Annotated in this window: 19 protein-coding genes; 9 read left to right on the top strand and 10 right to left on the bottom strand. The window is 71.3% G+C overall.

All coding sequences use genetic code 11. From position 1 onward, the window contains the following. Positions 1-2: 2 nt before the first annotated feature. The 5 genes from CHC08_RS08585 (at position 3) to CHC08_RS08565 (ending at position 4,669) form a co-directional block, all read left to right on the top strand. Positions 3-422, top strand: coding sequence for a YciI family protein (locus CHC08_RS08585; RefSeq protein WP_089206650.1), 420 nt, complete (start codon positions 3-5; stop codon positions 420-422). After that, positions 419-1,726 (top strand): RNA polymerase sigma factor, encoded by a 1,308-nt coding sequence (locus tag CHC08_RS08580; protein ID WP_218825201.1) that lies wholly within the window; start codon positions 419-421, stop codon positions 1,724-1,726. Before CHC08_RS08585 ends, CHC08_RS08580 begins: the two co-directional genes overlap by 4 nt. A gap of 251 nt (positions 1,727-1,977) precedes the next feature. Then, positions 1,978-3,522, top strand: coding sequence for an acyl-CoA carboxylase subunit beta (locus CHC08_RS08575; protein WP_089206783.1), 1,545 nt, complete (start codon positions 1,978-1,980; stop codon positions 3,520-3,522). Then, entirely contained in the window at positions 3,519-3,704 is a 186-nt protein-coding gene (locus CHC08_RS08570; RefSeq protein WP_089206648.1) for an acyl-CoA carboxylase subunit epsilon, read from the top strand. The genes CHC08_RS08575 and CHC08_RS08570 overlap by 4 nt, the downstream gene beginning before the upstream one ends. A 206-nt stretch (positions 3,705-3,910) precedes the next feature. Further along, positions 3,911-4,669 (top strand): AfsR/SARP family transcriptional regulator, encoded by a 759-nt coding sequence (locus tag CHC08_RS08565; protein ID WP_089206647.1) that lies wholly within the window; start codon positions 3,911-3,913, stop codon positions 4,667-4,669. A 51-nt stretch (positions 4,670-4,720) separates the two neighbouring features. On the opposite strand, the gene CHC08_RS08560 is transcribed toward CHC08_RS08565, so the two are convergent. Continuing rightward, complete coding sequence (locus CHC08_RS08560) at positions 4,721-6,160, bottom strand: MFS transporter (protein WP_089206646.1); 1,440 nt, start codon at positions 6,158-6,160, stop codon at positions 4,721-4,723. Positions 6,161-6,297: 137 nt separating this feature from the next. On the opposite strand from CHC08_RS08560, the gene CHC08_RS08555 reads away from it, so the two are divergent. From CHC08_RS08555 to CHC08_RS08540, 4 genes are all read left to right on the top strand, one after another. Continuing rightward, on the top strand, positions 6,298-6,894 hold the full coding sequence (locus CHC08_RS08555; protein WP_089206645.1) for a TetR/AcrR family transcriptional regulator: 597 nt from the start codon (positions 6,298-6,300) through the stop codon (positions 6,892-6,894). Between the two features lie 222 nt (positions 6,895-7,116). Further along, on the top strand, positions 7,117-9,903 hold the full coding sequence (locus CHC08_RS08550) for a helix-turn-helix transcriptional regulator (protein ID WP_089206644.1): 2,787 nt from the start codon (positions 7,117-7,119) through the stop codon (positions 9,901-9,903). Between the two features lie 87 nt (positions 9,904-9,990). Beyond that, complete coding sequence (locus tag CHC08_RS08545) at positions 9,991-10,539, top strand: allene oxide cyclase barrel-like domain-containing protein (RefSeq protein ID WP_218825174.1); 549 nt, start codon at positions 9,991-9,993, stop codon at positions 10,537-10,539. A gap of 17 nt (positions 10,540-10,556) precedes the next feature. Then, positions 10,557-11,555 carry an aldo/keto reductase gene (locus tag CHC08_RS08540; protein WP_089206643.1) on the top strand — a complete coding sequence of 333 codons (999 nt, stop codon included), beginning with the start codon at positions 10,557-10,559 and terminating at the stop codon, positions 11,553-11,555. Positions 11,556-11,641: 86 nt separating this feature from the next. Here CHC08_RS08540 and CHC08_RS08535 read toward each other — a convergent pair whose 3' ends face one another. From CHC08_RS08535 to CHC08_RS08495, 9 genes are all read right to left on the bottom strand, one after another. Then, positions 11,642-11,860, bottom strand: coding sequence for a ferredoxin (locus CHC08_RS08535; protein ID WP_089206642.1), 219 nt, complete (start codon positions 11,858-11,860; stop codon positions 11,642-11,644). A 30-nt stretch (positions 11,861-11,890) separates the two neighbouring features. Next, entirely contained in the window at positions 11,891-13,129 is a 1,239-nt protein-coding gene (locus CHC08_RS08530; protein ID WP_245878213.1) for a cytochrome P450, read from the bottom strand. Between the two features lie 61 nt (positions 13,130-13,190). Further along, positions 13,191-14,012 carry an acyltransferase family protein gene (locus tag CHC08_RS08525; protein ID WP_089206780.1) on the bottom strand — a complete coding sequence of 274 codons (822 nt, stop codon included), beginning with the start codon at positions 14,010-14,012 and terminating at the stop codon, positions 13,191-13,193. Between the two features lie 14 nt (positions 14,013-14,026). Beyond that, positions 14,027-14,317 (bottom strand): hypothetical protein, encoded by a 291-nt coding sequence (locus CHC08_RS08520; protein ID WP_218825173.1) that lies wholly within the window; start codon positions 14,315-14,317, stop codon positions 14,027-14,029. Positions 14,318-14,412: 95 nt separating this feature from the next. Further along, positions 14,413-16,128: a dipeptide ABC transporter ATP-binding protein gene (locus CHC08_RS08515; protein WP_245878212.1), complete on the bottom strand. Its 1,716-nt coding sequence runs from the start codon at positions 16,126-16,128 to the stop codon at positions 14,413-14,415. 41 nt (positions 16,129-16,169) lie between these two features. Beyond that, the gene (locus tag CHC08_RS08510) at positions 16,170-16,970 is read right to left on the bottom strand and encodes an ABC transporter permease (protein WP_218825171.1); all 801 of its coding nucleotides are present in this window, start codon (positions 16,968-16,970) and stop codon (positions 16,170-16,172) included. A 2-nt stretch (positions 16,971-16,972) separates the two neighbouring features. Then, on the bottom strand, positions 16,973-17,968 hold the full coding sequence (locus tag CHC08_RS08505) for an ABC transporter permease (protein WP_089206641.1): 996 nt from the start codon (positions 17,966-17,968) through the stop codon (positions 16,973-16,975). Continuing rightward, positions 17,953-19,632 carry an ABC transporter substrate-binding protein gene (locus CHC08_RS08500; RefSeq protein WP_089206640.1) on the bottom strand — a complete coding sequence of 560 codons (1,680 nt, stop codon included), beginning with the start codon at positions 19,630-19,632 and terminating at the stop codon, positions 17,953-17,955. The genes CHC08_RS08505 and CHC08_RS08500 overlap by 16 nt, the downstream gene beginning before the upstream one ends. 141 nt (positions 19,633-19,773) lie before the next feature. Next, on the bottom strand, positions 19,774-20,760 hold the full coding sequence (locus tag CHC08_RS08495; RefSeq protein WP_218825170.1) for an LLM class flavin-dependent oxidoreductase: 987 nt from the start codon (positions 20,758-20,760) through the stop codon (positions 19,774-19,776). Positions 20,761-21,047: the final 287 nt, after the last annotated feature.

Raw genomic sequence — 21,047 nt, 5'->3', positions numbered from 1 at the left:
AGATGGCGAAGTACATGCTGATCATGCGAGGCACGGACGAATCCGTCGCGAAGATGATGGAGACGCCCTTCGAGCAGATGCTCGAGACGATGGGTCGCTTCAACGAGGAGATGATCCGGGCCGGCGTGCTCGTCGCCGCCGAGGGCCTGGAGGACCCGGCTCAGAGCGTGGTGGTCGACTTCAGCGGCGAGACGCCGTTGGTCACCGACGGTCCCTACGGCGAGACGAAGGAGCTGTTCGGCGGCTTCTACGTGATCGACGTGGCCTCGAAGGAGGAGGCTGTCGAGTGGGCCAAGCGGCTCCCCGCGGTCACCGGCACAAAGTGCGAGATCCGCCGGGTGCCGAGCATCGACGAGTTCCCGCAGGACGATGAGTGGATCATCAAGGAGCGGGCGTGGCGCGAGCGGACCGGCCAGCTTTGACGCCCACGGCCACCGGCGGCCCGCCGAGCACCGAGTCGGCGCGGCGGGCCGTCGAGGCCGTCTGGCGGATCGAGTCCGCACGGATCGTCGGCGCGCTGGCCCGCTACACCGGGGACTTCGAACTCGCCGAGGACGTCGCGCAGGAGGCGGTGGCGGAGGCGCTCGTCACCTGGTCGCGCGACGGTGCGCCGACGAGCCCGGTGGGCTGGCTGCTCGCGACCGCGCGGCGGCGCGCCATCGACGGCTTCCGCCGCCGGTCGGCGCTCGACGAGCGGTACGCCATGCTCGCCGGCCGGCTCGCCGAGGGTGAGACGAGCTCGGGCACGACGGCCCCGCGGGACCGGTCGGACGACCTGCCGTGGGATCCCGACCGGATCGACGACGACGTCCTCGCGTTGATGTTCGTGGCCTGCCATCCGGTGCTCTCGCCTGAGGCCCGCGTGGCCCTGACGCTGCGCGCGGTCGGCGGCCTGTCGAGCGAGGAGATCGCCCGGGCGTTCCTCCTGCCCGTGCCGACCCTCCAGGCACGGATCACGCGCGGGAAGAAGACGATCGCCGCGGCGGGAGTGCCGTTCGAGCTGCCGCCGCCCGAAGAACGGCGCGAACGGCTCGGCGGCGTCCTGAGCGTGCTGTACGTGATCTTCACAGAGGGATCGACGGCGACGACCGGTGACCGCTTGCTGCGCCCCGATCTCGCGTACGAGGCGATCCGGCTGACCCGGATGCTGGCCGCCTTGCTGCCCGATGAGCCGGAGGTATACGGGCTGCTCGCCCTGTTCGAGCTCACGGCCGCGCGCTTTCCCGCACGCACCGGGCCCGAGGGCGAACCGGTGCTCCTGGAGGATCAGGACCGGCGCCTGTGGGACCGGTCGGCGATCCGCCGCGGCCTGGCCGCGATCGGCCGGGCCGTGGCCATCGGACGCGGCCTCGGACCGTACGGACTGCAGGCGGCGATCGCCGCCTGTCACGCGTCGGCGTCCTCGGTGCCGGAGACCGATTGGGAGCGGGTCGTGCTCCTCTACGAGGCGCTCGGCCGCGTGGCTCCGTCGCCCGTCGTCGAGCTCAACCGGGCCGTCGCCGTCGCGATGGCGACCGGACCACGGCAGGCACTGTCCATCGTGGACGAACTGGTCGCCTCCAACCGCCTGTCGGGGTCGTACCTGCTCCCGAGCGTGCGGGGCGAGCTGCTCGCCCGGCTCGGCCGGACCGCCGAGGCACGGGCCGAGCTGGAGCTCGCCGCCCGGCTGTGCCACAACGTCCGCGAGCGGTCGGTGCTGCTGCGCAAGGCGGCCGCACTGGCGTGATATCCGCCCTTCTCCGCTGCCTGGGGGAGGGCGGACCGACCGAGTCACACGGGCTGCCCCTCAGACGGCTGCGGCATCCGGCCATGGCCTGACCGATCGGGTTGAGCGAGGACAAAGCCAACCTTTAGCCGCGGGCACGATGCTGGAGGCGCATCACAGCGCGTTGAAGGGACGCCATGAGCATCGCCGAAGAGCAGGTACGTGAACTTCCGCCCGGCCCGGCTTCGACGGGCGCTCACGATCTGCCCCCGATGCGGGATCGCGTGGCCGAGCTGCTGAACCTGCGGGAGAGGGCGCGCGACGGGGCGAGTGCCGAGGCCACCCGGGCGCAGTGGTCGCGGGGGAAGCTGACCGCGCACGAGCGGCTCGGACTGCTCTTCGACGAGGGCACGTTCACCGAGGTCGAAAGGTTGCGCCGGCACCGCGCCACCGGCTTCGGGCTCGAATCCCGCCGTCCGTACGCCGACGGGGTGGTGACCGGCTGGGGACGGGTGCACGGCCGTACCGTCTTCGCCTACGCGCACGATTTCCGGGCCTTCGGCGGCGCGCTGGGCGAGGCCCACGCGGAGAAGATCCACAAGATCATGGACCTGGCGGAGTCCACCGGCGCGCCCGTGGTGGGACTGTGCGACGGCGCCGGGGCCCGCATCCAGGAGGGGGTGACGGCGCTCGCCGGCTACGGGGGCATCTTCCAGCGCAACGTCCGCGCCTCCGGGGTGATCCCGCAGATCAGCGTCGTCGTGGGGCCGTGCGCCGGAGGGGCGGCCTACTCCCCCGCGCTCACCGACTTCGTCTTCATGGTGCGCGACATCGCGCAGATGTTCGTGACCGGCCCGGACGTGGTCCGGGCGGTGACCGGTGAGGTGGTCACCCACGACCGGCTGGGCGGCGCGGACGTCCACGCCGCGTCCTCGGGCGTCGCCGCCTTCGCCTACGACGACGAGGAGAGCTGCCTGGCCGACGTCCGCTATCTGCTCTCCCTCCTGCCGTCCAACAACCGGGAGCCGCCGCCGGTCGCCGAGACCGGTGATTCCGCGGACCGGCGGACGGACCGGCTGGCCGAGCTGGTCCCCGTCGAGCCGAACCGCTCCTACGACATCCGGACGGTGATCGGGGAGATCGCGGATCGGGGGGAGTTCTTCGAGGTCCACGAGGGCTGGGCGCCCAACGTGGTCTGCGCGCTGACCCGGCTGGACGGACACGTGACCGGTGTTGTGGCCAACCAGCCCGCGCATCTGGCGGGGGTGCTCGACATCGCCGCCGCCGAGAAGGCGGCGCGCTTCGTGCAGTGGTGCGACGCGTTCAACATCCCGCTGGTCACGCTGGTGGACGTGCCGGGCTTCCTGCCGGGCGTCGAGCAGGAGCACGCCGGGATCATCCGGCACGGCGCCAAACTGCTCTACGCGTACTGCAACGCCACCGTGCCGCGGATCCAGCTCATCCTGCGCAAGGCGTACGGCGGCGCCTACATCGTGATGGACTCCCGCTCGATCGGCGCGGACCTGTCGCTGGCCTGGCCGACCAACGAGATCGCGGTGATGGGCGCCGAGGGCGCGGCCGAGGTCGTCTTTCGGAGGGAGATCGCCGGCGCCGCCGACCCCGAGGCCGTACGCGCCCTGCGGATCGCGGAATACCGCGAACGGCTCATGCATCCCTATCACGCCGCCGAACACGGGCTCGTCGATGACGTCATCGATCCGGCGGAGACCCGCTCGGCGCTCATCGGCGCGCTGGCGATGCTGCGCGCCAAACACCGCCCGTCACCGTCGCGCAAGCACGGGAACCAGCCGCAGTGACGTTCTCGATCGAGGTGGTGAGCGGCCTGCCCGACGAGGTGGAGCTGGCCGCGCTCACCGCCGTCCTGCTGACGGCACGCCGCCGGCGGCCGGAGCCGGCCGAGCCGCCTCGCAGAGCGGAATGGACGTACGGGGAAACGCCATACGTCCCGCCGAATTCGTGGATGTCGTCCCGGCGATGAGCCGGCGAACCGTCACCGGCCGGCTTTCACGGCAACCGGTTCACCGGGCGTCTCGTGACGATCGGCGGGGGTGGTGACTACGGCGACTACGCACTCGGCGGTGGGGTCGTACGCACTTTCGCTGATGGCAACAGGCGCGTCCATCGCAAGAATGGCGCCAGCCGACAAAAAGGATCCATCACCACTTAAGCCGCGCGGGGAGACAGATGAGATACGAATTGCTCGGGCCACTACGACTGGTGGACGAGGAAACGCACACGGTCAACGCGCCCAAGGTGGAGACCCTGCTGGCTGCCCTGCTGATCCGCGCGAACCAGCCGGTCTCGACGGATGAGCTGATCGACGAGCTGTGGGGAAGCGAGCCGCCCCGGCGGGCCCGTGCCGCGCTGCACGTCTACATCTCCCATCTGCGCAAGAACTTCGTCCAGCCGGCGGTCGACGGCGCGACGATCCGGACCCACGCGCAGGGATACCTGCTGGAGGTCGAGAAGTCATCGGTCGACGTGTTCCTCCTCCGGACCCTGCACGCCGAGGGACGGGCCGCGCCGGAGACCGATCCGGAGCGGGCGCTGGGCGTCTTCGCCGCCGCCGCCGGCCTGTTCCGCGGACCGGTGCTGACGGGGATCAACAACGGGCTCATCGTGGGCGCCTTCGCCCGGTGGGCGGAGGAGGTGCGGCTGGAGTGCCTGGAGGCGGTCGCGCGCTGCTCGCTACGGCTCGGAAGGCACCGGGAGCTGATCGGCGAGTTGTCGGCGTGGGTCGAGGAGTACCCGCTGAACGAGAACCTCCGTGAGCACCTCATGCTGGCCCTCTATCGCTCCGGCCGGCGGGCCGAGGCGCTGGAGGTCTTCCAGTCCGCCCGGCAGGCGCTGCGGGAGGAGCTCGGGCTCGATCCGCGCCGGACGATGCGCAGGTTGCAGTTCGCGATCCTCGAAGCGGACACCGACTACGCGATCGCGGGTTGAGACCGCCGGCACCGCCCCCCTCGCGAGACGGTGCCGGATCTCACGTCCCGCTCAGCCCCGCCCTGCCGACTCGGCCGCGCGCGCCCCGGGGCCGAACCAGAAGAGCAGCGCCACCGCCAGGGCCAGCGCCATCGCCGCGCAGGCCCAGGCGAACACCGACGAGATGTTCTCCGCGATGCCGCCGCCGCCTTCGGTGAACGGGATCAGCAGGGCTGCCAGGCCCAGCGACCCTCCGACCGTCAGCGCCGTCTGCAGCAGGCCTGCGGTGACGCCCGCGTGCTCGGGCGGGGCGGTGGTCAGGATGATCATGTTGAACGGGATGATGGCCACACCGACGCCGACTCCTATGACGACGAGCGCCGGGAGCACTCCGATCAGGTAGGTGCTGTCGGCGCCGAGGCGGGTCAGCCACGCCACCCCGGCCAGTATCACGACCAGGCCGAGCACCGCGCGGACCTTCAGGCTCACGGCCGCGATGTGCTTGGTGAGCAATTGGGTGGCGACGAGCAGCGCCAGGCCGAAGGGCAGGATGGCCAGTCCGCTCTGCAGCGCGTCCAGCCGGAGCACGCCCTGCAGATACTGGACCAGGTAGATCAGGAAACCGGTGAGAACCGCCGCGAGCAGCAGCAGGCCCAGGAGGGCTCCTGCCCGTTGCCTGCCGGCGAAGACCGCCAGCGGCAGGAGCGGCTCCTGGGCGCGCCGGTCCGACACCAGCAGCACCGCCGCCAGCACGACCGCCGCACCCAGCGGGACCAGGGTCCAGGTGTCGCTCCAGCCCCTCTCCGCGGCGCGTACCAACCCGTAGACGGCGGCGGTGACGGCCACGGTGCCCAGCAGGGCGCTCGGCAGGCCGAGCGGGCGCGACCGGGTGGCCTCGTCGCGCAGGCCCAGCGCCTTGACGGCGACGGCGATGAGGAGCAGGCCGATGGGCACGTTGACCAGTAAGCTCCAGCGCCAGTCCCCCACCCAGGTCAGCACGCCGCCCAGGACCATGCCGGCGGAGGCCCCCAGCCCGGTGACGGTGGAGTACAGGCCGAAGGCGCGCTGCCGGCGCTCCCCTTCGAAGACGATCGCCAGCAGCGCCAGGCCGGTCGGCCCGGCGATCGCCGCACCGGCCCCCTGCAGGACCCGGCCGAGCAGCAGGACCTCCAGGTTGGGCGCGAGACCGGCCAGCAGCGAGGCCCCGACGACCAGCCCGATTCCGGCGAGGAAGACCCGGCGGTGGCCGAGCACATCACCGAGCCGGCCCGCGAGCAGCAGGAGCCCGCCGAAGGCGAGGAGGAAACCGTTCGGCACCCACGACCCGCCGGTGATGGAGAGTCCCAGATCGGACTGCAGGGTCGGCAGCGCGACGTTCACGATGGTGCCGTCGAGCTGCAACATGAACTCCGCGCCGACGATCGCGGTGAGCGCGAGGGCCCACGGCCGGGCCGGGGCGTCACGGGCCGGAACACCGCCGGAGACACTTTCAGAGACTCTGTCGGTACTCATGGAACCTCCGAGGCCGAATCATCCGGACACACCCTGAGGCATCCTCAGGTTAGAAGCCGGAACTATACTGAGGAAGTCTCAGCTTGGATGAGAAGAGTCAAACTGAGGGTGCCTCAGGATGTCAAGCGGGAGGTTCGATGACGACCGGTATGCCCCATATCGCCCAACGCCCCAGACGGGCGGACGGCCGGCGCAACTACGACGCGATTCTGGCCGCGGCCCGCAAGGCGTTCGAGGCCGACGGCTCCGAGGCGTCGCTGGAGAGCATCGCCGCCCAGGCCGGCGTGGCGATCGGCACGCTGTACCGGCACTTCCCCGCCCGCGCCTCCCTGGTGGAGGCCGCCACCAGGGACGGACTGGCCGACCTCGTCGCCCACGCCGAGCGGCTGGCCTCCTCCTCCGACCCGTTGCGGGCGCTGTCGGAGTGGATGGAGCAGGCCGTACGGCACTTCAGCACCTTCCGCGGGCTGGTCGGCATCCTCGCGCAGAGCATGTACGACGAGGGGACCCCCTCGCACGCCATGTGCAGCGCGATGCATCGCAGCGGCGCGGACCTGCTCCACGCCGCGCAGACCGCCGGGCTGATACGCGCCGACCTGACCCCCGGTGAGCTGTTCGACCTCCTCAGCGGCGCCGCCTGGGTGCGCGAGCAGTCCCTGCCGGACAGGGATGGCAGCCCGCGCCTTCTCCGCCTCATCCTGGAAGGGATCACCACGCGCGCCCAGGAGCCCTGAGCGAGCCGGACCGGCCCCGGGCTCGTGATGCTGCCCTCCACGGGGGGCGGTGGTAAAAACCAACTAATTTGGTAGGATTACAATAGTTTCTGTCGACGCCGGACCGGCGGGACCGGCACCCGAACTCCGCTACCACCGGAAGTACCGGCCCGTACGCGCGAAGAAGCGCGACCAGGGCCACACATCGTTTTTCCTTCACGAACGCTTGGGGTCTTCACAGACATGAGTTCGTACGAAGAGAACCTCCCCGACGCCGCCTCGGTCGCCGTGGTGCGCACCGCCGAGCTGGACAGGCTGCGGCACCTGACCTGTCAGCCGGGAGGCGAAGGACGCCTCATCGCCGTGTTCGGCGAACCCGGGGCCGGCAAGACGCACCTGCTCTCCGCGCTCGTGCGGGATCGGCAGTGGACCGTCCTGCCCGCCACCGTCCACCGCTGCGCGCGCAGCGACCGGGAGGGCACGATGAACGCCGTCAGGAAGCTGCTGCGGCGGGCCCGGCTGTCCTCCGAGCGCCAGCGGGAGTCGCCGGGGGTGACCGGCCTGTCACGGCACCGGCCGCAGCCGGACCGCGAGCTGGTGGTGATCGAGGACGCCCACCTGGCCGACGAGCGAACCATCCACGAGCTGGCCGGGATCGCTGAAGGTACTCCCCCGCCGCTGGTGGACGTGGTCGTGTCGCTGCGTCCCCGGCAGACCCCCGAGGCGCTGACCGAGGCCGTCTCCCTCACCGCGGCCTTCGGGCGCACCGCGCGCATCGAGCTGGCGCCGCTCAGCGACGAGCAGATGCTCGCCATGACGTCCGTCCCCCCTCCGTACGATCTCCGCCGTCGCAGCCGCGGCAACCCGTTCAGCCTCCGCGCCCTGCAGGCCCTCGATCACAGCACGCGGTCCGGAAGCGACATCGCGGTCGCCCCGTTCGAGTTCACCGTGCTCACCGAGGTCCGGGGCCTCACGCTGAACGAGCACTACGTGCTGAACGCCGCGGCGATCCTGCGCTCGCGGTTCGACGTGGAGCTGCTCGCCGAGGTCGCCGAACTGGACGCGCTGGTGGTCTCCGCCGCCGTACGCGGACTGGTCCGGCGCGACCTGGTGCGGGTCGAGCCGGTCGGCGCGCTGTTCTCCGTCCGGGACGAGGTCTTCGGCACGCTGCTGCGCAGGACGATCGACCCCTGCTGGGCCGCCCGCGCCCACCAGCGCGCCCTGCACCGGCTCTCCGCCCGCGGCCAGGCCGGCACGCAGCTCGGCTTTCACCTGGTCAGCTCGCTGTCACGGGTCCGCGCGAGCGAGCTGGCGCAGATCGTGGACGCGTCCTACGAGATCATGGAAACGGACGTCGCCGAGTGTGTCTCCTGGCTCACGCCGGTGATCGCCGAAGCACCCGTCTCCAGCGAGATCGGGATGCGCGCACGGCTGGCACTGAGCACGGCGTTCGGGCGGATCGGGCGGATGACCGAGAGCCGGGACCTGCTGTTCCTGGTGCACGAGTCCGGCGGTTTGATGGACCCGCTCGTGCTGGCCGAGCAGGTCGCCTCCGCGTCGATGGTCGAGGCCGTGCTCAGCCAGGACGTGCAGACCCTCGGCCTGCTCAACGAGCATCTCGCCCGGCCGGACCTGCGACGCTCACCGGTCTGGCCGCGTCTGGTGTTCGCGCGGGGCTTCCGCACGACCATGCTCGGCCGGATGCCCGGGAGGGCCGAGACCGAACAGGCCCTTCAGGCGGCCCGCGACGGCCGTGACGACCTCACCGCCGCCGGCCTGCTCGGTCTTCGGTCGCTGGAAGCGACCTTCTCCGGCGAGGTGGACCGGGCGCTGGCCGACGCGACCGCCGCGGGCGAGATGCTGGACCGCGGTCCGGAGCACCTGGTGGCGCGCCACCTGGAGTGCCTGTTCGTGGTCGCCCTCGCCCACCTCTACCTCGGCTGCTACGTCGACGCCCAGCGACAGGTGCGACGGGGCGTCGACATCGCCCGCCACTGCCAGCGGATCTTCCTGCTCCCGGCGCTGCTGGTCCTGCTCAGCGAGTCCGAACGCCACCTCGGACAGCTCGAACAGGCACGTGAGGCCGCCAACGCCGCCATCGTCGAGTCCGGCCCGGGCAACTCCCTGCGGCATACCCAGGCGGTCGCGCTCAAGTCCGCGGCCGAGGTCTGGATGCAGCCGGTGGGCAGCGGGAGGGCCAGGTCCCTCGCGCAGCAGGCGCTGGCCCAGCAGTCACCGGCGCAGGCCAACGTCAACGGAAGCGCCTCGATCGCCGCGCTGACCCTCGCCAGATGCGCGTGGCTCGACGGCGACCCCGCGCACTGCGTCACCCTCCTGCTCAACGAGGGCAAGGGATCCGGCCTGCGGACCATCCCGGTGGCCTACCGGAACACCGTCTGGGAGATGCTGTGCGCCGCCGGGATGGACGTCGGCATGCCTCTGGACGGCTGGGTGCGCAGCAGCCAGGAACACGCCCGCGCCGTACCGATGCCGCACAACCTCGCCTACGCGGACCTCACCCGAGGACACCTCTGCCGCGTGCGGGACTCGCTCGCCGAGGCGGCGCAGTGCTATCACGACGCGGCCGACCGCTTCGCGTCGGTGGGCATGGGGATCGAGCAGTGCTACGCGCTGGGGCAGGAGGCACGTGTGCTCGGCGAGTTGGGCCACGCCGACCGGTCGTCCCGTACGGCCAGGCTCGCCGCCGAGATGGCGCACCGGTCGGGGGCGGCGACCATGCTCGACTGGCTCGGCAGGCAGGTGATCGATCCGGTTCCCGCGGAGCTCGAAACGGAGACCGGCCCCGTGGAGATGTTCGGCCGGCTCACGGACCGCGAACGTGAGATCGCCCTGCTGATCTGCACGGGCATGAAGCGCCGCGAGATCGCCGACCGGCTCACCATCAGCATGCGGACCGTCGACGTCCACCTGACCCGGATCTACCGGAAGACCGGTGTGAACTCCCGGATGGAGCTCGCCCTGGCGACCCGGAGAAAAGCGTCCGGCCACGACTACGCCACGCGCTTTTAGGACCACTTGAGCCGCGCTTTCTAATGTCGTTTCCTGCGAGCCTCCGCGATCCGGACGGCGGCTCGGGATTCCGCCCAGGAGGCGACCATGGATTTCGGCGTGCTGTCCGCTCGGATCTCACCGGTGCTCGACACGGTGAATTCCTGGGCGCTGCCATTTGTCGCGGCACCGCCAGAAACCACTTCGGAAAGGGTCGGCGCCCTCGGCCGGCCGGACCGGTCGCTGATCCTGCGCGATCTCACCGAGAAAGTGGTCGAATACCATTCGAGTAATCCCGACCCCACAGGGACGACCCCCACCGAGAAGGATTTCGCCACCGTGAGGCTCGAGATATTCGGCCCGGACGGCGAGCCGCTCGGCCACACCAAGGGCGCGGGCCGCATGCTCTACCGGCAGGAGCACGACGGGCATTTCATCGCCTATTTCGGGGAGGAGATCCGGCTGCGCGACGGCAACGTCATCCGGTCCGGCGGCCTGGTCGACGATGCCCGGCTGACCGCCGGCGAGGCCGCCACCTTCCCCGCGGTCGTCGTCGCGGGGCCGTTGCGCGGGGCCATCGGGTTTCGCCAGTTCCGGCCGCTGGCCAAGGAGACCCACGACACCTACGAGTCGGCGATCGTCGTCTACCTCCGGTAACGGAACGGAGAGCGGAGATGACCTTGACGCGACTTCCCACGCGCAGAATCGGATCCCTGACCGTGGGCGTGCAGGGCCTCGGCTGCCTCGGCATGTCGGAGTTCTACGGCGCCACGGTGGAGGCCGAGTCGATAGCGACCATCCGGCGCGCCCTCGATCTGGGGGCGACGCTGCTGGACACCGCCGACGTCTACGGCCACTGCGCCGGCGAGGAACTGATCGGCAAGGCCGTCGCCGGGCGGCGGGAGACGGCGATCGTGGCGACCAAGTTCGGTGTGGTGCGCCCCGGCCCGGGCGTCGGCGCCGCCGTCCGGGGGGACGCCCGCTACGTCCGGCGGAGCTGCGAGGCCTCGCTGCGGCGGCTCGGCGTCGACCACATCGACCTGTTCTATCTCACGCGCGTCGACACCGAAGTCGGCGTCGAGGAGACCGTCGGCGCGATGGCCGAGCTGGCCGCCGCCGGGAAGATCCGTGAGATCGGGTTGTGCGAGGCCGGGCCGGACACCATCCGGCGCGCCCACGCCGTGGCCCCGATCGCCGCGCTGCAGACCGAATGGTCGCTGTGGTCTCGGGACATCGAGCACCGGATCGTCGCGACGTGCCGGGAGCTGGGCATCGCGCTGGTGCCGTACTCCCCGCTGGGCCGGGGTTTTCTCAGCGGCGCCATCCGTTCGCCTGAGCAGCTGGAGGAGGGCGACTTCCGGCGCTTCGGGCTGCCCCGGTTCGCCCCGGACAACCTGCCGCGCAACCTCGTCCTGGCCGACCGTCTCGTCAAGCTCGCCGGCGAGCTGCGGGTGACCGCGGCGCAGCTGGCGCTGGCGTGGTTGCACCACCGGGGTCCGGACGTGATCCCCATCCCGGGGACGAGGCGCCGCGCCCACCTGGAGGAGAACGTCGACGCCGCCTTCCTGGGCCTCACCCGGGCCGACCTGGCCGCGATAGAGGTGGCCGTACCCCCGGACGAGGTGTACGGGGAGCGCTGGAACGAGCAGAGCATGCGGTTCGTCGACCGCTGAGGCGGCCGGGGAAACGGAGAAACGAGAAACACAGCGCCGCGGCGGGGTTCCCCGCCGCGGCGCTGTGTTCCGGCACCGGCCCGCGCCTATCTCGCCGGTACCCGCTCGGTACCCGCGGTCTCGACGGCGATCGCGCGGGACGGGCAGAGGTCCTCGGCCGTCTCCACGGCCTCCCGGGCGTCCTCGCCCGGATCCGCGTCGAGGACGACGACCAGGCCGTCCTCTCCGTGGTCGAACACCGTGGGCGCGCTGATCGCGCAGTGGCCGGCGGCCATGCAGCGACGCCGGTCGGCGGTCACCTTCATCGTGTCTCCTCTCTCACCATTCGACGGGTCTCACCATTCGACGGGCAGGGTGTGGACGCCCTGCATCGTGCCTCCGCTGCGCGTGGGCAGCCCGTCCAGCGGCACGGCGAGCCGCAGGTCCGGGATCCGGTCGAAAAGGACGGCGAACGCCACCTCCAGTTCCATCCGCGCCAGGTTCTGGCCGAGGCACTGGTGGATGCCGAACCCGAACGTGAGGTGGTGGCGGCCGGAGGCGGCGTTGCGCCCGCCGGCGCGGTGGACGTCGAACCTGTACGGGTCGGGGAAGACCTCGGGGTCGCGGTTGGTCATCGAGGAGGACACGAGGACCCCCTCGCCGGCCCGGATGACATATCCGTCGATCTCGATGTCCTCGGTCGCCACCCGCACTCCCGAGACGTCGGTCACCGACACCATGCGCAGCAGCTCGTCCACCGCGGCGGGCAGCACGCCCGGGTCGGCGCGCAGCGCCGCCAGCTGGTGCGGGTGCTCCAGCAGGGTGACCACTCCGAGCGCGATCATCTGGGACGTCGTGTCGTGCCCTCCGAGCAGCAGCGCCAGCGCGATGCGGAGCAGGTCCTCCCGGGTCAGGTCGCCGTCCTCGTCGACCCGGCCCACCAGCCGGCTCAGCACGCCCTCTCCGCCGGGCTCGCGTTCCTTCGCGGTGATCAGCTCGTCCAGGTAGTCCCAGAGCGCCCGGCCCGCCGCCTCGGCGTCCTGCGCGCTCTTGGCCTGCAGCAGCCCCACCGTCTTGGCCTCGAAGAACGCGTGGTCGTCATACGGCACGCCGAGCAGCTCCGAGATCACCATGGACGGGATCGGCAGCGCGTAGTCCTCGATCAGCTCCGCGGGCGGCCCCTTGCGGAGCATGTCGTCCACCAGCTTCCCGGTGAGCTCCTCGACGCTCCCGCGCAGGGCGCGCACCTGCTTGAGGCTGAAGTCGGGGGCGAGCATGCGGCGGTGGATGTCGTGCACGGGCGGGTCGAACCCGATGATCGCGATGGGCTTGAAGATGGGCGCGTCCAGCCGGGGCAGGACCGCGGGAAAGTCGTCGCGGGAACGGTCGGCCGACATGCGCGGGTCGGCGAGCAGCCGCCGTGCCTGCGCGTGCCCGGTCACCATCCAGATGGACTTTCCGTCCCACAGCCGCACCCGGTGCAGGGGTCCCCGCTCCCCCAGTTCCCGGTAGCCGGAGGACGGCTGCCAGGGACAGCTCCGGTCCTGCGGGTAGGCGAAGAGCCGTTTGTCCTCGGTCGGGATGGGAGTGGTCACGATGTGGTGCCTCCTGTCATTTTGTCTCCGCCCGTCTCCGCGTGGGCGGAAAAAGGGGTGATCAGCTCGCCGGTTCGGGTGAAGGGGTCTCCTGCTGCAGCGCGCCGCCGACCGGCCGGGGGCGCGGGCGGGCCCACGCGCGCATGGCGGGTTCCTCGACGAGGCGGTTCAGCGCCCACGCCACCGCCGTCGTGACCCCGAACAGGACCGTGATGACGCCGAGGGCGGCCGGGGCGTCCCAGGTCCGGCCGGCGCCGATCGCGACGTGCCCGAACTGCAGGACCAGGAAGTGCGTCAGGTACGACGCGTACGAGATCCCGCCCAGCCACCGCAGGGTCCGGCCGCGGAACGGCGTGGGCGCGCCCCGATCGTCCGCGACGGCCACGGCCGCGATCAGCAGGGCCAGCGGCAGGGCGATCGTCGCGGTGAGTCCGTAGACGCTCGGCCACAGGTACATCTGCAGGGCGAACCCGGCTGCCAGGACCAGCAGCGTCCGGCCCACGCCCAGCGGGGCCCATCGGCCCGTCTGCACGATGCGGGCCATGACGATGCCGAGGACGAAGTCCAGCGCCCGGATCGGCGGGAAGGACACCAGGAACCAGTTCTGCACGAACGACATGTCCTGGCCGGGCAACCGGGGCGTCCCCGGCAGGGCGAGGAGGGCGACGGCGGGCAGCAGCGCGATCACGGCGGCGACGGCGCCGGCCGCCCACCACAGCCGCCGGGCGGGGATCCTGCGGACGAGCGCGTACAGGAACGGGAAAGCCAGATAGAAGAGCAGGTCGCAGGCGAGGGACCAGGTGACGACGTTGATCGTGATGACCACGTCCATCCGGGGATACCAGGTGTGCACGAGCAGCAGCCTGGGCAGGTCCACGGCCATGCCGGCCCACACGGCTAGGCCGAGCGCGGGACGGGCGGGTCCATGGCGATGAGCGCCAGGTTGCGGGCGATCTGCGAGCGGAACCGGGGTGCGACGATGGGGAATCCGGGATGGGTGCGCTGCGAGGACAGGTTCGGGTGGGTCAGGATCTCCCGCGACTCCTGATACCCCGTCACCATCCACGCCTCGCGGCCGTCGAAGAGCGTCACCTTAAGCACCGGCCCCCGCTCACCGATCTCCCGGTATCCCGGCGGCGGCTCGTAGGGACAGGTGCGTTTCTGTGGATACGGCGGAGCTTCCGTCATTTCCTTCATCCTTCGGCGAGACGAGAAAGGGACGCCGCCGATGCCGTGCGACGACAACGACGTTAGGCAGGAATGAAATATGGGGCAAGGCCGGTTCAGCGCGGGTTAAGAATTGCTTGTGCGCCAGCCGGACCGGCTCCGTGAAGCCGGGGAACCGCATCCAGAAGGGCCTTTGTGTATTGGTGCTCCGGGGCTTCGAACACCTTTCTTATGTCGCCGGACTCGACCACTCGCCCGTCTTTCATCACCACCACTTCGTGGCTGATTCTGCGGATGACGCCAAGGTCGTGGGAAATGAACACATAGGCCACGCCGAGCCTTTCCTGAACGTCGGCCAGGACGTCGAGCACCTGCGCCTGGATCGACGCGTCCAGGGCCGAGACCGGTTCGTCGCAGATGATGACGTCCGGTCGCGGGGCGAGCGCCCGCGCGATGGCGAGGCGCTGCCGCTGCCCTCCGGACAGCTCCCGGGCCCGGCGGCGGAGCACCTCGTCGCCGAGACCGACGTGCTCCAGCAGTTCCGCCACCCGCCGCGCGCGTTCGGCCCCGGGGACGCGCTCCGCGCGCAGGGGCTCCTCCAGGAGCTGCCGCGCGGTGTAGCGGGGGTCGAAGGAGGCCAGCGGATGCTGGTAGATCATCTGAACCCGACGGCGGGCCGTCCGCCGCTCGGGACCGCGCAGCTCGTTCCAGAGCCGCCCGTTCACCTCGACCCGGCCGGCGTCCGGCGCGACCAGCCCCAGCAGCAGCCGGCCCACGGTCGTCTTCCCGGACCCCGACTCGCCGACGATCCCGAGCGTCTCACCGGCCCGTACCTCGACCGACACCTCGTCCACCGCGGTGAACGCGCCCCTCCCGGGCAGCCTGTACCTCTTGACCAGCCCGTCGGCGCGGAGCACCACCCGTCCGGGATCGGGGTCCGGTCCCGCGGGCGCGGCGTCTCCGCCCCGCGCGGGTCCGCGTCCCTGCCCGAGTGCGGCGGCGACCAGGATCCTGGTGTACGGGTGGGACGGCGTCCGAAGCACCATCCGCGCCGGGCCGTTCTCGACGAACCGCCCGTCCTTCATCACGTACACGTGGTCGGCGATCTCCGCGACGACGCCGAGGTCGTGGCTGATGAGCAGGATCGCCGTACCGTTGTCCGCCCGATCGCGCAGCAGCCGGAGCACCTGCCTCTGCACCGTCGCGTCCAGCGCCGTCGTCGGCTCGTCGGCGATCAGCAGGTCGGGCCGCGCGGCCAGGGCCGAGGCGATCAGGGCGCGCTGCCGCAGCCCGCCCGACATCTCGTGCGAGTACTGCCGGGCCCGGCTCTCGGGCAGGGGGACGCCTGCCGATCCGAGCAGCCGTACGACCTCGGCGCCGGTCTCTCCGGCGGGCACGATCCGGTGCTCGCGCAGGGGTTCGGCCACCTCGGCGCCGACGCGGCGCAGCGGGTCGAGGGAGCCCAGGGCGTCCTGCAGGACAAAGCCGATGCGCCGCCCCCGCAGCGCGCGCCAGCGACGGCCCCGCACCTGCCGCAGGTCGAGCCCGTCGAACGCGAGCTCCTCGGCCCGCACGCCGGCACCGTCGCCGGCCAGCCCCACCAGGCTGCGCGCCGTGACGCTCTTGCCGGAGCCGGACTCACCGACGATCGCCACCACCTGCCCACGGCCGATCTGGAAGGACACGCCCCGCACCGCGTCGACGTACTCGCGGCCCGTCGCGAAGCCGACGACGAGGTCTCGGACGGAGAGCAGTTCCTCCGTGTCCCCGGACGCCGGGCTCATGTCCGTCTCCCCACCACCCGCCGCGTTCTCGGGGACCACCGGGCTCATGTCCGCCTCCGCTCGATCCGCCTGGTTCCCTGACGCCGGGCTCATGTCCGCCCCCGCTCGATCCGCCGCTGCAGGTGCCCGCCGACGACGGTGACGGCCAGGACCGCGACGGTGATGGCGGCTCCGGGGAACGCCGCCGGCCACCAGGCGACCGCGAGGAACTCCTGGCTGTCGGCCAGCATCGCGCCCCACTCCGCGGTCGGCGGCTGGGGCCCGAGGCCCACGAAGCTCAGCGAGGAACCCGCCACGATCATCGCTCCCAGGGTCACCGTCGCCAGCACCATGACCGGGCCGAGCGCGTTGGGCAGAATGTGCCGCAGGACCACCTGGGCACGCGACCAGCCGAACCCGTGGGCCGCCTCGACGTAGTGCGCTCCGCGCAGTCTGATCACCTCGGCGCGTGCCACCCGGGCGAAGCCCGGCAGTGAGACCACCGCCAGGCCCACACTGGCGGGGCCGCCGCCGGGTCCCAGCACGGCGACGACCAGGAACACCAGCAGCAGGCCGGGGACGGAGAGGATCACGTCGAGCGACCTGCTGAGCACCTGGTCCACGGTCCGGCCGAGCTGCGCGGCGGCGACCCCGACCAGGACGCCCGCGACCAGCGCCAGCCCGACCGCGCCGGCGCCTATCAGCAGGGAGGGACCGGCTCCGTGGACGATCCGGGCGTACAGGTCCCGGCCGTTCTGGTCGGTGCCGAGCCAGTGCGCGCCGCTCGGCGGCTGCAGCGTCGCGTTCAGGTCCGCCGCGTCGGGATCCGTCCCGGTGAACAGCGACGGGAAGAGCGCCAGCACGGCCAGCAGCGTCAGCACGACCGCCCCGGGCCAGAAACTCTTGGCCACCGTCAGCTCCCCGCCTCTCGCGTCCTGGGGTCGATCATCCAGACGAGGATGTCGACCGCGATGTTGACCAGCACGAACACGGCCGCGGTGAGCAGCACGATCGCGATCACCACGGGCATGTCCTTGTTCTCCACCGCGAACAGCACCATCCGGCCGATCCCCTGCCGGGAGAAGACGATCTCGATGATCACCGCGCCTCCGATGAGCGAGCCGGCGATCCAGCCCAGGAGCGTGGTGGCGGGCAGCAGCGCGTGCCGCAGCACGTGTCGCAGGCGCAGTGCGAGCTCGCCGATGCCCCGCGAGCGAGCGGTCACCACGAACGGCTCCTCCAGCGCGCGCAGCAGTCCGTCCCGCAGCACCCCCGTCATCACCGCGACCGGTCCGGCGGCCAGCGCGGCGGTCGGCAGCACGAGGCCGGAGAGGGAGGAGGATCCGATGGCCGGAAACCAGTGCAGGTTGAAGGAGAACACCGTCAGCAGCAGCAGCCCGAGCCAGAAGGGCGGCAGCGCCACCACCAGCGACTCGGCCGCGGAGAACGACGACCGCACCCACCGCCGGCGGTGCGCGCTCACCACCGCGAGCAGGACGGAGGCGACCAGCGTGACCAGCAGGGTCGCCAGGACCAGCAGCAGGGTGTGAGGGAGCTGCGATCCGATCGCGTCCCACACCGGCCTGCGCAGCACGTACGAATCGCCGAACTCCCCGCGCGCGATCCTGCCGAGGTAGGCCAGGTACTGCGCCGCAAGCGGGTCGTCGAGCCGATACTCGGCGATGATCCGGTCGCGCACCTCCGGGGTCACGGCGGACCGGGCGAGCAGGACGTCGGCGGTGCCGCCCGGCATCACCTGAAGCAGGCAGAACGTCGCCGTGACCGCTCCCCACAGCACGGCGGCCGAGGCGGCCACGCGCACCAGCACGAGACGCGCCGGCCCGGTGCGGCGGCGCGGAGGGCCCGCGGCCACCGCCTCGGCCGCGGGCGCCTTCAGGACGCCAGCCATGCGCCGTACAGGTCGGGCGTGCCGTCGGCGTTGAAGCCGACCCCCCGCACGCCGTCGCGCGCGGTCACCGTGGACAGGGGCGAGTAGACGGGCAGGACCGCGGCGTCCTCGGTGATGCGCTTCTGCACCTCGGCGTAGGCGCGGTGCTGCTCGGCCTGGTCCTCGGCGCCGAGCGCGCGCCGGAAACCGGCCTCCACCGCCGGGTTGTCGTAGCGTGCCATGTTGTTGCTGATCCCGCGCTCGGGCGTGGGGATGTTGTCCGCGCCGAACAGGACGCGCAGCACGTCCGGCCCGGGCGCGGAGAAGCTGGTGTCGATCAGTTCGTAGTCCCCGGCCAGCAGGCGCTTGACGAAGGTCCCGCCGTCGAGGTTCTCCTCGACCAGTTCGACGCCGAGTTGCTTGGCCGCCGACTGGACCTGCGCGGCGAGGTTGGCCACGGACCCGTCGGACCACATGTGGCGCAGGGTCAGCCGCCTGCCGTCCTTCGTCCGGTATCCGGCCGCGTCGCGCCCGGTCCAGCCGGCCTGGTCGAGCAGCCGCGCCGCGCCGGCCGGGTCGTGGGTGTACGCCTGGGCCAGCGAGCCGTTGTAGCCGGGCGTGCTGGCCGAGAGCACGCCCTGTGCTCCCTTGTACACCCCGAAGTAGACGTTCTTCACGATCTGTCCCCAGTCGATGCCGGCACGCAGCGCCTTGCGCACGTTCACGTCGCTGAGCGGGCCGTTCGCGGTGTTCGGCCAGTAGCTGTAGTTGATCCCGGGGAACGGCGTCGAGTACGGGGTGAACCCGGGCAGGTTCTTGACGGTGTTGAGGCTCGTCGGCGACAGCCCGGTGACCGCGTCGACCTGGCCGCTGGTGAGCGCGCCCAGTCGGGCCGCGTTGTCCGGCACGACCCTGACCTCGATCCGGTCCAGCCGCGCCGGGCCGTGGTGCGGCGCCGATTCCGGGGCCCAGTCGTAGGAGGGATTCCTGACGTAGTCGATGCCCTTCTGCGGCACGAACCCCGTGTCACTGCGGAACGGGCCGGTTCCGACGATCTTCGCGCACAGTGTGGAGGGGGAGCCCTTGAGCGTGCGGGGGGACTGGATGCCCAGATTGGGCAGGGCCAGCGCGGTGAGAAACCCCGAGTCGGGCCGCTTGAACCTGATCTCGACCGTGGAGGGGCCGACGGCCTTGGCCGACCGGTAGGCCGCGAGCAGGCTGCCGGCGAGCAGGGACTTCGTCTCCGGGGCCACCACGTGGTCGAGGTTGGCGACCACCGCCTGGGCGTCGAACCTCTCCCCGTCGGTGAACGTCACGCCCTGGCGGAGTTCGAAGGTGTAGGTCAGCCGGTCCGGCGAGACCTTCCACCCCGTGGCTAGCCAGGGATGGATGTTCCCCTGGGCGTCCTGGTGGACCAGCGAGTCCAGGATCGGCCGGGTGAGCGCCCGGGCGGACTCGGTGGGGCTCTGGTGCGGGTCCAGGCACTCCGGTTCCTTCTCGACGGCCAGGCGCAGCGTGCCCCCGTTTCTGGGCGCTCCGGCGGCGGTCCCGCCCCCGCCCCCGTTCGCGCCTCCGGCCGCGACACCGTTCGCGCCGGAGGAGCATGCGGTGGCCAGTGCCAGCATCAACGCGGCGGCCCCTGCCGTGGCAGGCTTGCGCGACCGGAACCTCGTAGCAGCACCCATCCTCATCCTCATCGCTCAGACGTCGTCTCCACCGGAGACGGTTCTCCGGCTGCACACACAGTGCTCGGCGGCTCTAAAGCGGGACTGAACGCGGATGGGGGCACCGGCGGCCGGTGCTCGGTCACACCGGCCCGCGCGGACCTACAGGGATGAGACGATCTTGGCGAGCAGCTCGTACGAGTGGATCCGGGCGCCGTGATCGGGCACCTGGGTGAGCACAAAAAGCTCGTCGGCGCGGGTCTGCCGCAGCAGCTCGGCCAGGCGGGGCGCGATCCGGTCCGGGGAGCCGACGAACTGCGGGTCGATCCGCTCCCGCAGGAAGCGCTCCTCCTGCGGGGTGAACGCGTGCGCCGCCGTCTCCTCCTCGGTGGGAAGCACGGTGCCCGGGTCCACGGTCCGCATCAGGATCTGGCCGAACACGAAGGAGGCGGCCAGCCGGTGCGCCCGCTCGTCGGTGTCGGCGGCGACGACGATCACCGCCACGCACGCGTACGGCTCGGGCAGCAGCGGCGAGGGCCGGAAGGCCCGGCGGTAGGCGTCGAGCGCCTCGGGGGCGCCGCCTCCCACGATCGCGTGCGCGTAGACGTAGGGCAGGCCCGACCGGCCCGCGTAGGCGGCGCTGCCGGCGCTGGAACCCACCATCCACAGCTCGGGCGGGATCGCCGGTTCCGGGATCGCCCGCACGCCGCCGCTGCCTCCGGCGAAGTACTCGCGCAGCTCGTTCAGCGCGCCGCCGAAGTCCAGGCGGCGTGGATCGCCGATGCGGACCGCGGTCTCGCCCGAGCCGCCCGGGGCGCGCCCGAGTCCCAGGTCGACCCGGCCGGGGTAGAGGCCGGCCAGGACGCCGAACTGCTCGGCGACCACCAGCGGCGAATGGTTCGGCAGCAGCACCGCGCCCGAGCCGACCCGGATGCTGGAGGTCGCCTCCAGGATGGGCCCGGCGAGTACCGCCGGGCTCGATGCCGCCAGCGCCGGCGTGTTGTGGTGTTCGGCCACCCAGTGGCGCCGGTAGCCGAGTGCCTCCACTGCCTTGGCCAGGTCGATCGAACGGCGCAGCGCGTCACCCGCCGTGTCACCGCGCCAGACCGGCGCGGTGTCGTGCACCGAGACGGCGATTCCCTCAGGCAATTTCCTCTCCTTCACCTTGTTTCGCGCACATACGGAGGCTTCCTCGCGTTATGCCCGCCAGTTAAATCGAGGCACCCTCAGCTTGTCAACATCCCTTCCGAGTGAAAGTTTCACGGCGCATTGACACTCGGAAAGCGCTTTCCTATGGTGGTTTCATCCACCAAGATGGACATGAACTCAGAGAGCGAAATGTATCCAGCTTTGTGGACAAGTTCATATATGTGAACGGCGTGCGTGCTCGCTGGGGGGATCCCGAACTCAGGTCCTGTGACCTGCCGGACCAGCAA

Source organism: Streptosporangium subroseum, assembly GCF_900188345.1.
Classification (GTDB): Bacteria; Actinomycetota; Actinomycetes; order Streptosporangiales; family Streptosporangiaceae; genus Streptosporangium; species Streptosporangium subroseum.
This window is presented reverse-complemented; position numbering and strand designations above follow the sequence as displayed.

Excerpts from the sequence above, each read along its gene's own strand:
- CHC08_RS08525 (WP_089206780.1), bottom strand. The coding sequence starts at position 14,012 with ATGGCCGTGGACCTGCCCAGGCTGCTGCTCGTGCACACCTGGTATCCC.
- CHC08_RS08515 (WP_245878212.1), bottom strand. The coding sequence starts at position 16,128 with ATGAGCCCGGTGGTCCCCGAGAACGCGGCGGGTGGTGGGGAGACGGAC.
- CHC08_RS08555 (WP_089206645.1), top strand. The coding sequence starts at position 6,298 with ATGACGACCGGTATGCCCCATATCGCCCAACGCCCCAGACGGGCGGAC.
- CHC08_RS08585 (WP_089206650.1), top strand. The coding sequence starts at position 3 with ATGGCGAAGTACATGCTGATCATGCGAGGCACGGACGAATCCGTCGCG.
- CHC08_RS08540 (WP_089206643.1), top strand. The coding sequence starts at position 10,557 with ATGACCTTGACGCGACTTCCCACGCGCAGAATCGGATCCCTGACCGTG.
- CHC08_RS08560 (WP_089206646.1), bottom strand. The coding sequence starts at position 6,160 with ATGAGTACCGACAGAGTCTCTGAAAGTGTCTCCGGCGGTGTTCCGGCC.
- CHC08_RS08520 (WP_218825173.1), bottom strand. The coding sequence starts at position 14,317 with ATGACGGAAGCTCCGCCGTATCCACAGAAACGCACCTGTCCCTACGAG.
- CHC08_RS08545 (WP_218825174.1), top strand. The coding sequence starts at position 9,991 with ATGGATTTCGGCGTGCTGTCCGCTCGGATCTCACCGGTGCTCGACACG.
- CHC08_RS08535 (WP_089206642.1), bottom strand. The coding sequence starts at position 11,860 with ATGAAGGTGACCGCCGACCGGCGTCGCTGCATGGCCGCCGGCCACTGC.
- CHC08_RS08505 (WP_089206641.1), bottom strand. The coding sequence starts at position 17,968 with ATGGCTGGCGTCCTGAAGGCGCCCGCGGCCGAGGCGGTGGCCGCGGGC.
- CHC08_RS08550 (WP_089206644.1), top strand. The coding sequence starts at position 7,117 with ATGAGTTCGTACGAAGAGAACCTCCCCGACGCCGCCTCGGTCGCCGTG.
- CHC08_RS08565 (WP_089206647.1), top strand. The coding sequence starts at position 3,911 with ATGAGATACGAATTGCTCGGGCCACTACGACTGGTGGACGAGGAAACG.
- CHC08_RS08500 (WP_089206640.1), bottom strand. The coding sequence starts at position 19,632 with ATGGGTGCTGCTACGAGGTTCCGGTCGCGCAAGCCTGCCACGGCAGGG.
- CHC08_RS08575 (WP_089206783.1), top strand. The coding sequence starts at position 1,978 with ATGCGGGATCGCGTGGCCGAGCTGCTGAACCTGCGGGAGAGGGCGCGC.